This window comes from Blastococcus sp. SYSU DS1021 (assembly GCF_054050995.1).
Map to the genome: position 1 here is coordinate 1 of NZ_JBJHAL010000030.1, position 13,863 is coordinate 13,863.

The following is a 13,863-nucleotide window of genomic DNA, read 5'->3' on the forward strand; positions in this document are numbered from 1 at the left end:
TCCGCATGCTCAACACCATCGGCTACGCCGGGCCGATCTCGGTGGAGTGGGAGGACGCCGGCATGGACCGGCTCGTGGGTGCGCCCGAGGCGCTGGAGTTCGTCCGCCGGCTGGCCTTCGACCCGCCCGCGGCCGCCTTCGACGCCGCCTTCGCCAGCGGCAGCTGACCCGACCCACGAGACGAGGAAAGACCATGGGTCCACTCGACGACCAGGTGGTGCGCGCCGACTCGCTCACCGCCACCCCCGACGGCCTCGACATCGCCGTCTACTCGCACTGGTACCGCGCGCTGCCGCTGCCCTCCCTGGTGAAGGCCGACCTGACCGTCGACGGCGAGCGCATCGACACCTCGAGCCTGTCGGTGACCGTCAACGGCCACCGGTACGCCTTCGGTGAGCTGGCCGGGAAGGGGGGCGAGTACTGGTTCACCACCGACCCGGTGGTGCTGCACGTGCCGGTCCCGACGGCGCCGGGCCGCGAGCACCGGGTGGAGCTCCTGCTCGGCCTGTCCATCCCCTACATCCTCACCGGCCCGGACCGGGTGCCGCTCGTGGCGCCCAGCCGGACCGACAAGACCCTGACCGCCGCGGGAGCCTGACATGACCGACACCGCACCCGGGCTGCCACGCCTGGGCACCACCCTGTTCAGCCTGTCCCTGGAGCAGCGCGAGCCGGGCCGGGACTTCGCCTCGCTGGTGGCCGAGGTCGCTGCTCGTGACCTCGGTCCGGGCCTGGAGATGGTCGCCTTCCAGAGCCTCCGCGGGTGGCCGCGCCTGGACGACGACGCCGTCCGCGAGGTCCGCGGCGTCATCGACGGCTCCGGCCTGACGCCGTCCTGCCTCGCGATCAACAACGACCTCGGCCTCTACCCGGGGCGGCTGCTCTCGGACGACGAGTCCTACGAGTACGTCGTGGTCCAGGTGCGCGGTGCCGCCGCGCTGGGCTTCCCCGTGACCCGGGTCGGCGTCGAGACCAGCCCGGCGATCCTCGAGCGGCTGCTGCCGATGGCCGAGGAGCTGCAGGTCAGGGTCGGCGTGGAGATCCACGCGCCGCTCACCATCGAGGCGCCGCCCGTGGCCGCGCTGAAGGACTTGTTCACCCGCCTGGACACGCCGTGGCTCGGATTCATCCCTGACATGAGCTCGAGCATGCGGGCGATCCCCGGGGCCGTCGACGACGCCCACCGCGCCGCCGGTATCGCCCCGGAGCTCACCGCGCTCACCAAGCAACTGTGGGCCGAGCCGGGGCCCACCATGGCCAAGTTCCCCGAGCTGGAAAAGCGAGCCGCCGAGGCCGGGGCGACCTCTGCCCAGGTCGGGAACCTGAAGATGCTCTTCACGATGCACGGGCGGATGGCGCCCGAGCGGTGGGCCGACTTCTTCCCGCACGTCGTGCACGTGCACGGCAAGTTCTACGGCGTCGAGGAGGGCCCCGACGGCCTCACCGACCCGTCGATCGACTGGCCGGCGGTGGCCCGGGTGCTGGTCGAGCAGGGCTACACCGGCTTCATCTCCAGCGAGTACGAGGCGCACGCCTACAGCAACCGGCACAACGCCTTCGAGCAGGTCCGCGCCCAGCACGACATGCTCAAGGGGCTCCTCGAGCAGCAGCCGGTGGGGGCGGCCCGATGAGCGGCTCCTACGACATCGTCGTCGTGGGCTCGGGCCCGGTGGGGACGGCGGTCGCCCGCGAGCTCGCCGACACCGCCCCGGCACTGCGGGTGCTCGTGCTCGAGGCAGGGCGGGCGCTCGGCGACCCGGCGGGCGGGCACGTCAAGAACATCGCCGACGTCCAGGAGCGTGACCGCCTGCTGGCGGGTCTGGCCATGGGGCCCGGGCCGCTGCCCGGTGGCACCCCGGCGCGTCCGGGCACGGTGCTCGTCGGCGCCGAGGCCATGCCCAACGCCGCCATGTCGACCAACGTCGGTGGGATGGGCGCCCACTGGACGGCCGCCTGCCCTCGGCCGGTGGACGACGAGGTGCCCGACTGCATCGACCCGGCCGTCCTGGACGAGGCGCTGACCCGGGCCGAGGAGCTCCTGGCGGTCACCACGCACGCGTTCGACCGCGCCCCGCTCACCGGCGCCGTGCAGCGGGTGCTGGGGGAGCTCTTCGACCGGCCGCACCGCCGGCCGGTCGGGGCCATGCCGGTCGCCGTGACGGTGGGGGAGGACGGTGCCCTGCACTGGACCGGCCCGGCGATCATCGCCGGCGACCTGTGGCAGCGGCCCGACGTGGAGCTGCGCACCGGCACGCTGGCCCGGCGGATCCTTCTGGACGGGGGGCGGGCGACCGGGGTGGAGATCGTCGACGTCGCCAGCGGCGAGAGGTCGACGGTGAGCGCTCGGGCGGTGGTCGTCACCGCCGACGCGTTCCGGACGCCTCAGCTGCTGCATGCCTCGGGGATCCGTCCGCAGGCGCTGGGCCGGTACCTGACCGAGCACCCGCAGATCATGGCCGCGTCACTGCTGGACGAGGAGCACGTGCCCGAGGGCGCCCTGGTCGACGTCGACCTGCCGCGTTCGTCCGCCACGGCCCCCGGTGGCGGTGCGATCGTGCCGGTCTCCGGAGTCTCCTGGGTCCCGTATGCCGCCGACCGGCCCTTCCACGGCCAGGTCATGCAGATGGATGCCTCCCCGATGCCGCTCGACCCGGGCACCACCGTCCGGCCCGGCCAGGTCGTCGGGCTCGGCTGGTTCTGCAAGAAGGAGCTCTCGCCGGACAACCGCGTCTGGTTCGACGACGACGCGACCGACGCCTTCGGCCTGCCCGCCATCCGGATCGACTACGCCCTCAGCGATGCCGATCGGTCCGCGATCGAGGCGGCGAGAGCCGAGGTCGCCGACGCCGCCCGGGCTCTCGGGCGACCGCTCGGAGACCCGTTCGTCATGCCGTCGGGCAGTTCGCTGCACTACCTCGGCACCACCCGGATGGGTTCCGCCGACGACGGCACGAGCGTCTGCGACCCGACCGGGCGGGTGTGGAACACCCAGAACCTCTACGTCGGCGGCAACAACGTGATCCCGACGGCCACCGCCTGCAACCCGACGCTGACCGCCGTCGCTCTCGGGCTGCTGACCGCCCGCACCGTGGCCGCCTCGCTGGCCGCCACGGCCGCCACTCAAGAAGGAGCGCACGCATGAGCCCGAGTGTCCTGGTCGTCGGCAGCGGGCCGACCGGTGCCGCCTACGCACGGCTGCTGCTCGAGCAGGTCCCGGACGTCTCGGTCCTGATGGTGGAGGCGGGCCCGGTGGTGACCACACCGCCGGGCATGAACGTCAAGAACGTCCCCGACCCGGACGAGCAGGCTGCCGCGCGGATGGCCTCGCAAGGGCGGTCGCACGAGAGCGGTGTCTCCGGCATCCCCGGTGGTGTTGTTGTCGAGGGCACCATCACCGCCCGGCAGGGCACCCACCTGATCGGGCGGGCGGCCGAGGGCTCGGCCGGGATGCCCGCCGCCGCCGGGGCGACGTGCGTCGGGGGCCAAGGCGTGCACTGGACGTGCGCCACCCCCGCGCCGACCGGTCCGGAGCGGGTGCCGTTCATCGACGACGCCGAGTGGGAGCAGCACCTGGCAACCGCTGAGGGGCTGCTGCACGTCCACCGCCCCTCGTTCGACGGCGCGCCGCAGGCCGCCGCGATCCTCGAGCGGATCCGCGGCGAGTTCGCACCCGACGGCATCACCGTCCGGCCGCTTCCCGTCGCCGCTGATCCGCGGGAGGACGGCTCCCTGCGGTGGAGCGGTACCGACGTCGTCCTCGGCCCGTTGGCCGAGGGCACCCACGCCGACCGGTTCACCCTCCGGGCGGAGACGCTCTGCGTCCGGGTGCTGAGGGAGGGCGACCGCGCCGTCGGCGCGGTCCTGCGCGACCAGCGGACCGGAGCGGAGGAGGAGGTGCGGGCGGACGTCGTCGTGCTGGCGGCCGACGCGCTCCGCACCCCTCAGCTGATGTGGGCCTCCGGCATCCGGCCCGAGGCGCTCGGGCGGTACCTGACCGAGCACCCGCTGCTCTTCGGCGTCGTGGCGGTGCGGGCGGACGTCCTGCCGCCCCGGGACGGCGCCACCGGTCCCGTCGACCCGATCCGGGCGATCATCGCGATCCCGTTCGACGAGGAGCGGCACCCCTACTCCGCCCAGATGATGTACAGCCCGGTGTCGCCGGTCCCGCTCCCTGAGAGCAGCCGCTTCCGCGACAACCCGGCCGGCTACGTCGGCATGGGCTGGGGGATCCGCAAGCGGCCCCGCCCGGAGGACCGGCTGACCTTCGAGGACGACCGGCCCGACGAGAACGGGCTCCCGGGCATCCGGATCGCCTACGAGCTCACCGACATCGAAGAGGCGGACTTCGAGCGCGCCCGCAAGCACCAGGCGCGGGCGGCCGCCGCGCTGGGGGAGTTCGTCGACGGGATGCCGAAGGTCATGCCGGCCGGCAGCTCGCTGCACTACATGGGCACGGTCCGCATGGGCGCGACCGACGACGGCACGAGCGTCTGCGACTCGTTCTCCCGGGTCTGGGGCGTGCCCGGCCTGGTCCTCGCCGGCAACGGGCTGATCCCGACGGCCAACTCGATGAACCCGACGCTGACCAGCGTCGCCCTCGCCGTGCGCGGAGCCCATGCCCTCGCCGTCGAGCTCGCGAAGGAGAAGTGACGGTGCTCGACTTCCCGATCCTCCAGGGCCGCGGCTTCCGCAATGTCGAGGAGGGCGGCCGGGTCACCGGCTTCTCCTTCCAGCTCCGCAACCCGAACTACCGGGGCGTGGCCGCCAGCATGCTCGACGGCGTCGAGGTCGTCGCCGACGGCGAGCGCATTCCCGACCACGTGCCGCTGTGGACGCTGCAGGGGCGCACCTTCACCCTCGACGAGCTCCGGGCCTCGACCGACGTCCGCTGGCAGCTCGACGAGCCGGCCACGATCACCGTGCCGAAGCCGGGGGGCTTGTCGGTGGGGGTGCATGACCTCGAGGTCGTCATCCAGCTGCGACGGTCGTACTTCCCGCCGCTGATCTCCCGGACGCCGTTCACCGTGACCGGGAAGGGGGTGATCGTGCCGCCGGTGCCGGCGGGGGAGCTGAAGTACTGCGTCTCGACGTACAGCTACACCGGCGACATCTACACCTCGATGACCCTCGAGGACGTCTTCGCCGACATCGCCGATCTCGGTGCCACCGGTATCGAGATCCTCGGCGAGGGCAACATCCCGAACTACCCGACGCCGCCTCCGGCCTGGGCCGACACGTGGCACGGGCTGCTGCAGCAGTACGGGCTGACCGCGACAAACTTCGGCTCGTGGGTCGACACCACGCGGTGGCACGACCGTGACCTGACCGCCCAGGAGGGCGCCGAGCAGCTGCGGCTCGATCTGCGGCTGGCGAAGCAGCTGGGCTTCACGTCGGTGCGACCGAAGTTCGGCGTCACCACGTGGGACCTCGACCCGCACCCCATCTGGCAGGAGGCGGTCGAGCGCTCGCTGGACCTGGCCGCGGAGCTCGATGTCGTGATCTGCCCGGAGATCCACGCCCCGACGCCGATCAAGCACCCGGTCACCCAGGGCTACGTCGACTTCATCGAGAAGACCGGCACGGAGCACTTCAAGCTGCTCATCGACACCGGCATCTTCCAGACCGCGCCGGTGCTCGAGAACGCCGAAGAGGTGGGCACCGACGACGAGGACGACGTCCCGCCGCCGCTCCGGGCGCTGGCCGTGCCGATGACCGACCTGGCCGAGGTGCTCCCGCACACCCACTTCATCCAGGCCAAGTTCTTCGCCATCGACGACGACCTGCACGACCTGCACGTGCCGTGGGGCGACATCGTCCCGACCCTGGAGCGGGCCGGCTGGAACGGCTGGCTGTCCAGCGAGTACGAGGGCCGTCGCGACCCCTATCGCGGTCGCGACCAGGTACGTCGCCAGCACGCCCTGCTGCGGTCGCTGCAGGCCGGCGCCGATCGGCGCTGAGGCGCACGAGCAGCTCGGCACCCGGGCGCCGGACCGCCCGGCGCCCGGCCCCTGACCACGGACGAAAGGACACGACATGACCGTCGACACCACCTCGGTCGAGGCGCTCGCCCACCGGCTCGCCGCCCTCGAGGAGCAGCTCGCGGAGGCGCAACGGACTGCCGAGCGCGCGGCCGATCGTGGCGCGGTGGACAACGTCTTCAACCGCTACATGCACTACCACAACGCCTACGAGGACCAGCGGATCATCGACGAGCTGTGGGCCAAGCCGGGCACTCCGGACATGTGGGCCCGGTACAACAACGTCGGCCTGTACACCTCGTACGAGTCCGTCACCGCCTACCACCGCGGGCGGCCCCGTCCCGTGGGCAAGCTGCTGTTCCACTACACGAGCACGCCGGTCATCGAGGTCGCCGCGGACGGGGAGACGGCCAAGGGCATCTGGATCATGGCTGGCCTGGAGTCGGGCCTGATGGACCCTGAGGTCGCGAAGGACGTCCCCCCGTGGGTGTTCTCCGGCGGCGAGGTGGACGGCAAGCCCGTCTGGGCGCACTGGGTGTGGTGCAAGTACGGCGTGGACTTCATCAAGCAGGACGGCGAGTGGCGGATCTGGCACTTCCGCTGCTACGAGGTCGCCCGCGCGCCGTTCAACCGCGACTGGATCTCGTTCGCCAAGGACAACCAGGAGAGCCACGACTCACAGCTCGCCTGGTTCGGTGACGACGGTGTGCCGGTCTTCCTCCCGCCGGTCGACGAACCGGTCACCACGGGCAACTACTACCCGTACGCGAACGACAAGGTGCAGGTGCTCGAGCCGGAGCCGCCGCAGCCCTACGAGGAGTTCGAGGACACCTTCCGCTGATGCCGGCAGAACCTGATGCCGAGGTTCGGGGAGCCGCACCGTCGGGCCGACTCATCGACCCGACGGTGCGGCGCCCCGGGCTGGTGCTCGCGATCGCCTGCGCGGCGCAGTTCATCTGCGTGCTTGACGTCTCCATCGTCAACGTCGCGCTGCCACCGATGCAGCACAGCCTCGGCCTCTCGGCCACGGGCCTCCAGTGGGTGGTGAGCAGCTACACGCTCACCTTCGCGGGCTTCCTCCTGCTAGGGGGCCGCGTGGGAGACCTGTGGGGCCGCAGGTCCGCCTTCATCGCGGGCCTGCTGATCTTCTCCGTCGCCAGCCTCGCGGCGGGGCTGGCGCAGGAGGGCTGGCAGGTCGTGGCCGCACGGTTCGTGCAGGGTGTGGGCGGCGCGGTGCTGGTGCCGACGACGTTGAGCCTGGTGACCACCGGCTTCCTCGAGCCGGCGGCGCGGGCACGGGCGCTCAGCGTGCTGACGGCAGCAGCGGCCGCCGGCGGGGGGCTCGGCGGCGTCATCGGGGGGCTGCTCACCGGTCTGCTCAGCTGGCGCTGGGTCTTCATCGTCAACGTGCCGCTGGGAGCCGTGCTCGTAGTCGCGGCCGCGGTGTCGCTGTCCGGTCGGGCACCCGGGCACGTGCGCGGACAGCTCGACCTACCGGGCTCGGTGACGGTCACAGCGGCGACGGCGGCGCTGGTCTCCGCCGTCATCCTCGGCGAGGACCGTGGCTGGGCCTCGGTCGAGAGCCTGGCGTGCCTCATCCTCTCGATCGCGGCCTTCGTATTGTTCGTCGTCGCGGAGCGCCGGGCCGAGCAGCCCGTCGTCCCGTTGTGGGTCTTCCGGGTACGTCCGGTGACCGTGGCAAACGGGATCTCCGCCCTGATCGGCGGCGTGCTGCCCGCCACCATGTTCTTCCTGGTGCTCTACCTGCAGCAGGTGCGGGGCATGGACCCGCTGGAGGCCGGGCTCGCACTGACCCCGGGAGCGCTCGGCATCGCGCTCGGCGCCCGCGCAGCTTCGGGACTGATCGGCCGGCTGGGCCCGCGCGGGACGTTCTGGGCGGGAGCTCTGCTGTCGGCGGGAGCGCTGGCCTGGCTGTCGGGGATCGACGTGGAGGGCCGATACGCCGTCGACGTGCTGGTGCCGCTCGTGCTGGCGATGGCCGGCTTCGGCATGTCGGGACTACCGCTGACCGTGACGGCGACGTCAGGACTGGGACCGGAGCGCGCGGGCCTGGCATCGGGGCTGCTCGCGTCGGCACGTCAGGTGGGCAGCGCCGTTGGGCTGGCGGCGCTCGTCGCGCTGGCCACGGCGTGGGCGGGGGAGTCCGCCGAGCTGGGGGCGGCGGCCGCCACGCGCGGGTACGGGGTCGGCCTGCTCGCCGGGGCCGGACTCGTCGCGCTGGCCGGCCTGGTGGCGCTCGCCCTGCCCGGGCGGGGCGACACCGCCGTTCCCGGACATCACCGCGGCTGATCCCGGGCATCAGGCGAAAGCGTTGGTCGCTGTGACCTGCGCGCCGGCAGAATGGCGCTGGAGCGAGCAGAACGCCTTTCTCACCCTCCCAGGGCTTTTCGCCCCAGGCGGTCGACAGAACCGCCGCTGGGGACCCGCCAGGGTCTTCCGGTGATCTCCGACCGTCGTGCGTCGGCGCGCCCCGGAGGGGCTGGCCGCCGGCCACGCAGAGAGAAGGGAACCCCAGACGTGGCCTGGACCAAGTGGTCGTACATGGATCACTGGGTGACGGAGACGCCGCAGGGGCCGCAGCCCCCGTCGTTCAACCGCGCCTACATGGATCGGTACGTCAAGCAGTTGTCGGCCCTGGGCTTCACCGGCTTCGACACCTTCTTCTTCTACCTCCACATGCTTGGCGGGATGTACGGCTCCGTGCCGGGCTTCGAGCGATACCTCCAGGACAACGGGCTCGAGAAGGTCACCGGGATCTTCTCCGCCTACCCGTCCGCGACGAAGTACACGGCGCCGCACGTGCGCGAGACGCACGACCGCATCGTGGCCGACTGCACGAACACTCTGCGCATGTGCGAGGGGCTCACCGGCGTCGAGAACTTCATCGTCATGCCGACGTCCACGTACCACCAGACCGAACCGGTCACCGACGACACCATCAAGGTCGTCGCCGATCTGTGGAACCGGGTCGGCGAGCTGACGCTCGAGCACGGCATGAAGACGACCTGCCACTTCGAGTTCTGGGGCGCGATCCGCACCCGCGAGCAGCTGGACACCTTCTTCCGGTACACGGACCCGGCGTACGTCTACTTCTTCTGCGACACCGCGCAGCACACCATCGCGGGCGTCGATCCGATCCAAATGTTCCGGGACTACTCCGACCGGTGCACCGGCTTCCACTTCAAGGACACCAGGAACGTCGACGAGCACGAGGCGTACCGGACACCGCCGGATCCCGAGTTGATGGCGCCGCACGTCACCCGTTGGTTCTACGAGATGGGCGAGGGCGGGTTGGTCGACTTCCCGGCGCTGATGAAGGAGATCGTCCGCTCCGGCTACGACGGCTGGCTGACCGTCGAGCACGACAAGGCCGAGCTCGGCGGCGGCAGCTACGCCGAGGCCACCGCCGTCGCCAAGTGGTACATCGACAACGTCCTCGCCGAGGCAGAGGCCGAGGTCCGGGCCGAGCTGTCGGGCAGCACTCAGGGGGCACGGCGATGAAGGACTCCCTGCGCTGGTCGTACGCCCTGAACCAGTGGAACGTCCGGCTCGACGTCTTCGTCCGGCACGAGGACCAGCAGCGGGCGCTGAAGACCGTCTCCGCCTGCGGCTTCGACCACGTCGAGCTGGCGTCGGGGACCGGTCGGTGGGACAACATCAGCCGCCCCGAGGTCATCCTGCTCAACCACGGCAGCCATGCGGGCTTCCTCGAGTTCCTCCGCCGAGCCAAGGTCCAGGGCGTCTCCAGCATGTTCTGGGACCCGCAGGCGCCTGCCGAGGAGGAGGAGGGGTACGCCTTCCGGTCGACGGCCAACCCGGCCGACTCCGACGCGATCGTCGAGTGGGCCCGCCCCTTCGTCGACTTCGTCGCCGGTGTCGGTGCGGAGCAGCTGGTGGTCCGCCCGGTCGGCTCCGCCTGGATGAGCCCGCCGATGGACGCCGACGGGATCAAGGTCGTCGGCGATGTCTGGAACCGCGTCGGCGAGCTGACCTCCGCCGCCGGCGTCGGGCTCGCCCTGCACTACGACTGCCTGGGCGCGGTGCACACCGAGCAGGAGCTCGTCGGGCTGCTGGACGCGACCGATCCGGCGACCGTCGGGTTGGCGCTGGACACGGCCGAGTTCACCGTCGGCGGCATCGACCCGGTCGCCTTCTACCGCGAGCACGCCGACCGCGTCACCCACGTGCATCTCAAGGACACCCGCTACGCCGACACCGGCGAGGAGTACCGGATGCCGGGTGCGGAGTCGGCCATGCTCAAGGGCGGTGCTGGGCGGCGGATCGAGCGGTGGTTCTTCGAGCTCGGCACCGAGGGTGGCCTGGTCGACGTGAAGGGCTTCGTCGCCGCACTGCGGGAGCACTCGTTCCCCGGCTGGGTGGTGGTCGAGAGCGACCACGGCGGCAACCCGGCGGAGCTCGCCATGCTCAACAGCTGGCACCTGCAGCACGAGCTGGGGGTGGCCAAGCGATGAGCGAGCGCGCCATCAAGTGGTCCTACATGGACCACTGGCGGAGCAACGGCCCTTCCGGTCCGGTCGACCAGTGGCACTCGCACAGGACGATGTCGGCCTTCCTCAAGCAGATCAAGGCCACCGGGTTCGACGCGATCGACACGTTCGACTTCCGGATTTGGCAGATGTACGGCGACTACGGCGGCCCGGCCAAGTACCAGGCGATGGTCCAGGACCACGGGCTCGAGCGGATCGTGAACACCTTCCACGCCGCCGACTACGACCTGCGAAACTACGCGCCCCACCTGCCGGAGACGCACGAGAACATCTTCGAGGACTTCCGCGTCACGATGGGCCGCTGGTCGGAGATCCAGCTGGACAACATCATCGTGATGCCGGCGACGCTCTACTACGACATGGAGCCGATCACCGAGGACAAGCTCAAGTACACGGCGGAGTGCTGGAACAAGGTCGGTGAGATCACCGCGGGCTACGGGGTGCGGCTCACCTGCCACCACGAGTTCTTCTCCGGCATCCAGAGCGAGCCGGACATCGACACCTTCTACTCCTACACCGACGCGCAGTACGTGTCCCTGTTCGTCGACACCGCGCAGCACTGCATCGCCGGGGTCGACCCGGTCGCCTTGTACAACCGCCACGCGCACCGGGTCAGCGGTTTCCACTTCAAGGACACCCGGAACGTCGCCACCGGTGACGACCACCGGCACCGGCCGGATTCGGAGATCATGGCGCCGACCACCGGCAAGTGGTTCTACGAGATGGGCACGCCGCACGGCCTCGTCGACTTCGAGGCGATGATGACGGCGGTCCGGGACAACGGGTACCGCGGCTGGATCTCCGTCGAGCACGACAAGGCCAACAAGCAGGGTGGCGACTACTCGGAGAGCACCGCCATCTCCCGCTGGTACGCGAAGCACGTCCTCGAGGAGATCTACCGGTGAACGCCATCCGTTGGGCTTATGCGATCAACCAGTGGAAGCCGCAGTTCGACGACTTCGTCCGCCGGGAGGAGCACGAGCGGGCGCTGAAGACCATGTCGATCGCAGGCTTCGAGGGCGTCGAGCTGACGTACGGCACCGGGCGCTGGGAACCGCTCGGCAACCCCCAGCAACTGGCCGCCAACTTCGGCTCGGTCGCGGGCTTCCGGGAGTTCTTGCATGACTGCGCGATCGACGCGGTCTCCAGCTGGTACTGGGACCCGGCGGAACGCTCGATGGAGCACCTCACCGGGCCGCTGTCGCCGCTTGTGGAAGGTAACGGCCCGGAGATCGTGGCCAAGGCGAGCTGGCTCGCCGAGGCCCTGGCCGAGCTCGGCGGCTCGGTGCTCCTCGTGCGCCCGGTCCCGGGCGCCGGGGACGTCGAGCCGCTCGACGACGACGCCATCGGCCGGGTCGCCGCCTGCTGGGACGCGGTCGGCCGGGCGACGGCGGAGCACGGGATCCGGCTCGCGCTGCACGTGGACTTCCTCTCGGCGCTGCGCCGGGATCACGCGCCCCGCCTGATCGACCGCACGGATCCCGCGCTGGTCGGTCTGGCTCTGGACACCGGCGAGCTGACCGTCGGCGGGATCGACCCGCTCGCGGTGATCGCCACGCACGGCGACCGCATCGCACACGTGCAGTTCAAGGACGCCCTCGCCGTCGACGACGCCCAGGAGTACCTCCAGCCGCACGCACACTGGACCGTCCGGGTGCGCGGCGGCGCCCGGGAGGTCCCGCGCTGGTTCGCCGAGCCGGGCGCCGACGGGGGGCTGGTCGACTTCCCGGCGATCACCCGTGCCCTGCTCGACGCCGGCTACTCGGGCTGGATCGTCGTGGAGAGCGACCAGAGCCCGCATCCCGCCGCCAGCGCCCTGCTGGCGGGCTACCTCGTCCAGCGGGAACTGGGTCCGATGGTCCTCGAGCAGCGGAAGGCGGCCGTCTGATGGCCACCGGCGACACAGTCCTCACCGACGACAGCCTGGTCCGGCGGCCCGAGGGGCTCGGCATCGAGCTGACCGTGCCCTGGTACCGCAGCCTCTGGCTGTCCAGCGTGAGCGACATCGCGGTCTCGGTCGAGGGCCGCGCGGTCCCGAAGGACGACCTGCGGGTCGAACTGGGGGAGCGGACCTACCGCGTCGACGAGCTCGCCGACCAGTGGGACGTCCTGTGGTTCATCCAGGACCGGCTCGTCGTCGTCGTGCCGCTGGACGAGCCGCCGGCCCCGGGCCGGCAGGTCGACGTCGAGGTGACAGTCGACCTGCGGCTGCCCTACATGCAAATCGCGCCCACCACGTACGTCACCAACCACGCGAGCAACCGCCGGTCGCTCGCGGTCCGCTGAGGAGCACGGGATGACCACGACCGCTCCAGCCCGCCAGGTGCAGCCCGCCGTGCCGGGGAGTGACATCAAGTTGGGCCTGACGCTGTACTCGCTCACCAGCGAGTGGGCGGCCGGCCGCTACGACCTGGCCGGCCTGCTCGACGTCGTCGACGCCGCGGGGATCGGCCCCGGTATCGAGATCGTCGCCTCGCAGACCATCCGCACGTACCCGGAGGTGACGCCGGAGTTCGTGCGCGACTGGCGGACCGCCTTCGACCGGCACGGGTTCGTACCGAGCTCGTTCGGCTGCAACCTCGACATGGGCCGCCGGCGCGACCGCGACATGACGGAGGACGAGGAGTACGAGTTTACCGTCACCCAGTTCCGCAGCGCGCACGCGCTCGGCTTCCCGCTCGTGCGCATCCAGAGCGCGAAGCCCTCGCTCATCCGCCGGCTGCTGCCGGTGGCCGAGGAGCTCGACCTCACCATGGGCTGGGAACTGCACGCCCCGCTCGGCCCGAACTCGCCCAAGGTGCTGGAGATCCGGGAGACCTACGAGCAGATCGGCTCCGAGCGGCTGGGCTTCGTCGCCGACTTCAGCTCGACCATGCACAGCATGTCGCCGACCATCCTCCGCAAGCTCGGGAAGATGGGGCTCGGCCGGGAGGAGCTCGACCGGCTGCAGGAGATCTGGGCGACCGACGCCGACATCAACGTCCGGCACGGCGAGTTCGTGGAGTACCTGCACTCGCGCGGCATCGCGCCCGAGAGCCTGGGCTCGTTCGCCCGGCTCGCGTTCAACATGCACGGCCACGTCGACCCGGCCGAATGGGCCGACATCATGCCGCAGATCGTGCACGTGCACGCCAAGTTCTACGACATCGAGGAGAACGGCCACGAACCGGCGATCGACTACCCGGCGATCGTCCGGGAGTTCGTCCGCGGGAACTACTCGGGGTTCTTCTCCAGCGAGTGGGAGGGCCACGCCTTCGCCGACCTCGGCGAGGCCGACCCCGTGGACCTCGTCCGCAAGCAGCACGACCTCATCTGCCGGTCGATCACGACCGCCCTCACCGACAAGGACGCCTGAC

The 13,863-nt window shown here is 71.0% G+C and carries 13 protein-coding genes; all 13 read left to right on the forward strand.

The genetic code is table 11. The annotated features are described in order from the left end of the window. The first annotated feature begins 193 nt into the window (after positions 1 to 193). Positions 194 to 598, forward strand: coding sequence for a C-glycoside deglycosidase beta subunit domain-containing protein (locus ACI8AP_RS18305; RefSeq protein WP_456590794.1), 405 nt, complete (start codon positions 194 to 196; stop codon positions 596 to 598). 1 nt (position 599) lies between these two features. Beyond that, positions 600 to 1,631 carry a sugar phosphate isomerase/epimerase family protein gene (locus ACI8AP_RS18310; RefSeq protein ID WP_456590795.1) on the forward strand — a complete coding sequence of 344 codons (1,032 nt, stop codon included), beginning with the start codon at positions 600 to 602 and terminating at the stop codon, positions 1,629 to 1,631. Next, positions 1,628 to 3,142 carry a GMC oxidoreductase gene (locus tag ACI8AP_RS18315; RefSeq protein WP_456590796.1) on the forward strand — a complete coding sequence of 505 codons (1,515 nt, stop codon included), beginning with the start codon at positions 1,628 to 1,630 and terminating at the stop codon, positions 3,140 to 3,142. Before ACI8AP_RS18310 ends, ACI8AP_RS18315 begins: the two co-directional genes overlap by 4 nt. Beyond that, positions 3,139 to 4,650 carry a GMC oxidoreductase gene (locus tag ACI8AP_RS18320; protein ID WP_456590797.1) on the forward strand — a complete coding sequence of 504 codons (1,512 nt, stop codon included), beginning with the start codon at positions 3,139 to 3,141 and terminating at the stop codon, positions 4,648 to 4,650. Before ACI8AP_RS18315 ends, ACI8AP_RS18320 begins: the two co-directional genes overlap by 4 nt. A 2-nt stretch (positions 4,651 to 4,652) precedes the next feature. Beyond that, positions 4,653 to 5,957, forward strand: a complete 1,305-nt coding sequence (locus ACI8AP_RS18325) for a C-glycoside deglycosidase beta subunit domain-containing protein (protein WP_456590798.1) — start codon at positions 4,653 to 4,655, stop codon at positions 5,955 to 5,957. A gap of 76 nt (positions 5,958 to 6,033) precedes the next feature. After that, positions 6,034 to 6,819: a nuclear transport factor 2 family protein gene (locus ACI8AP_RS18330; protein WP_456590799.1), complete on the forward strand. Its 786-nt coding sequence runs from the start codon at positions 6,034 to 6,036 to the stop codon at positions 6,817 to 6,819. Continuing rightward, complete coding sequence (locus ACI8AP_RS18335) at positions 6,819 to 8,288, forward strand: MFS transporter (RefSeq protein ID WP_456590800.1); 1,470 nt, start codon at positions 6,819 to 6,821, stop codon at positions 8,286 to 8,288. Before ACI8AP_RS18330 ends, ACI8AP_RS18335 begins: the two co-directional genes overlap by 1 nt. Before the next feature lie 228 nt (positions 8,289 to 8,516). Next, positions 8,517 to 9,500: a sugar phosphate isomerase/epimerase family protein gene (locus tag ACI8AP_RS18340; protein WP_456590801.1), complete on the forward strand. Its 984-nt coding sequence runs from the start codon at positions 8,517 to 8,519 to the stop codon at positions 9,498 to 9,500. Then, positions 9,497 to 10,471, forward strand: coding sequence for a sugar phosphate isomerase/epimerase family protein (locus tag ACI8AP_RS18345; RefSeq protein WP_456590802.1), 975 nt, complete (start codon positions 9,497 to 9,499; stop codon positions 10,469 to 10,471). Before ACI8AP_RS18340 ends, ACI8AP_RS18345 begins: the two co-directional genes overlap by 4 nt. Next, positions 10,468 to 11,412 carry a sugar phosphate isomerase/epimerase family protein gene (locus ACI8AP_RS18350; protein WP_456590803.1) on the forward strand — a complete coding sequence of 315 codons (945 nt, stop codon included), beginning with the start codon at positions 10,468 to 10,470 and terminating at the stop codon, positions 11,410 to 11,412. Before ACI8AP_RS18345 ends, ACI8AP_RS18350 begins: the two co-directional genes overlap by 4 nt. Continuing rightward, positions 11,409 to 12,395 (forward strand): sugar phosphate isomerase/epimerase family protein, encoded by a 987-nt coding sequence (locus ACI8AP_RS18355; RefSeq protein ID WP_456590804.1) that lies wholly within the window; start codon positions 11,409 to 11,411, stop codon positions 12,393 to 12,395. The genes ACI8AP_RS18350 and ACI8AP_RS18355 overlap by 4 nt, the downstream gene beginning before the upstream one ends. Further along, complete coding sequence (locus ACI8AP_RS18360) at positions 12,395 to 12,793, forward strand: C-glycoside deglycosidase beta subunit domain-containing protein (protein ID WP_456590805.1); 399 nt, start codon at positions 12,395 to 12,397, stop codon at positions 12,791 to 12,793. Before ACI8AP_RS18355 ends, ACI8AP_RS18360 begins: the two co-directional genes overlap by 1 nt. 10 nt (positions 12,794 to 12,803) lie before the next feature. Beyond that, positions 12,804 to 13,862 carry a sugar phosphate isomerase/epimerase family protein gene (locus ACI8AP_RS18365; RefSeq protein WP_456590806.1) on the forward strand — a complete coding sequence of 353 codons (1,059 nt, stop codon included), beginning with the start codon at positions 12,804 to 12,806 and terminating at the stop codon, positions 13,860 to 13,862. Position 13,863: the final 1 nt, after the last annotated feature.

What these genes read in the sequence shown, in the direction of transcription:
- ACI8AP_RS18320 (WP_456590797.1), top strand. Translation starts at nt 3,139, where the DNA reads ATGAGCCCGAGTGTCCTGGTCGTCGGCAGCGGGCCGACCGGTGCCGCC.
- ACI8AP_RS18350 (WP_456590803.1), top strand. Translation starts at nt 10,468, where the DNA reads ATGAGCGAGCGCGCCATCAAGTGGTCCTACATGGACCACTGGCGGAGC.
- ACI8AP_RS18310 (WP_456590795.1), top strand. Translation starts at nt 600, where the DNA reads ATGACCGACACCGCACCCGGGCTGCCACGCCTGGGCACCACCCTGTTC.
- ACI8AP_RS18315 (WP_456590796.1), top strand. Translation starts at nt 1,628, where the DNA reads ATGAGCGGCTCCTACGACATCGTCGTCGTGGGCTCGGGCCCGGTGGGG.
- ACI8AP_RS18345 (WP_456590802.1), top strand. Translation starts at nt 9,497, where the DNA reads ATGAAGGACTCCCTGCGCTGGTCGTACGCCCTGAACCAGTGGAACGTC.
- ACI8AP_RS18360 (WP_456590805.1), top strand. Translation starts at nt 12,395, where the DNA reads ATGGCCACCGGCGACACAGTCCTCACCGACGACAGCCTGGTCCGGCGG.
- ACI8AP_RS18335 (WP_456590800.1), top strand. Translation starts at nt 6,819, where the DNA reads ATGCCGGCAGAACCTGATGCCGAGGTTCGGGGAGCCGCACCGTCGGGC.
- ACI8AP_RS18365 (WP_456590806.1), top strand. Translation starts at nt 12,804, where the DNA reads ATGACCACGACCGCTCCAGCCCGCCAGGTGCAGCCCGCCGTGCCGGGG.
- ACI8AP_RS18305 (WP_456590794.1), top strand. Translation starts at nt 194, where the DNA reads ATGGGTCCACTCGACGACCAGGTGGTGCGCGCCGACTCGCTCACCGCC.
- ACI8AP_RS18330 (WP_456590799.1), top strand. Translation starts at nt 6,034, where the DNA reads ATGACCGTCGACACCACCTCGGTCGAGGCGCTCGCCCACCGGCTCGCC.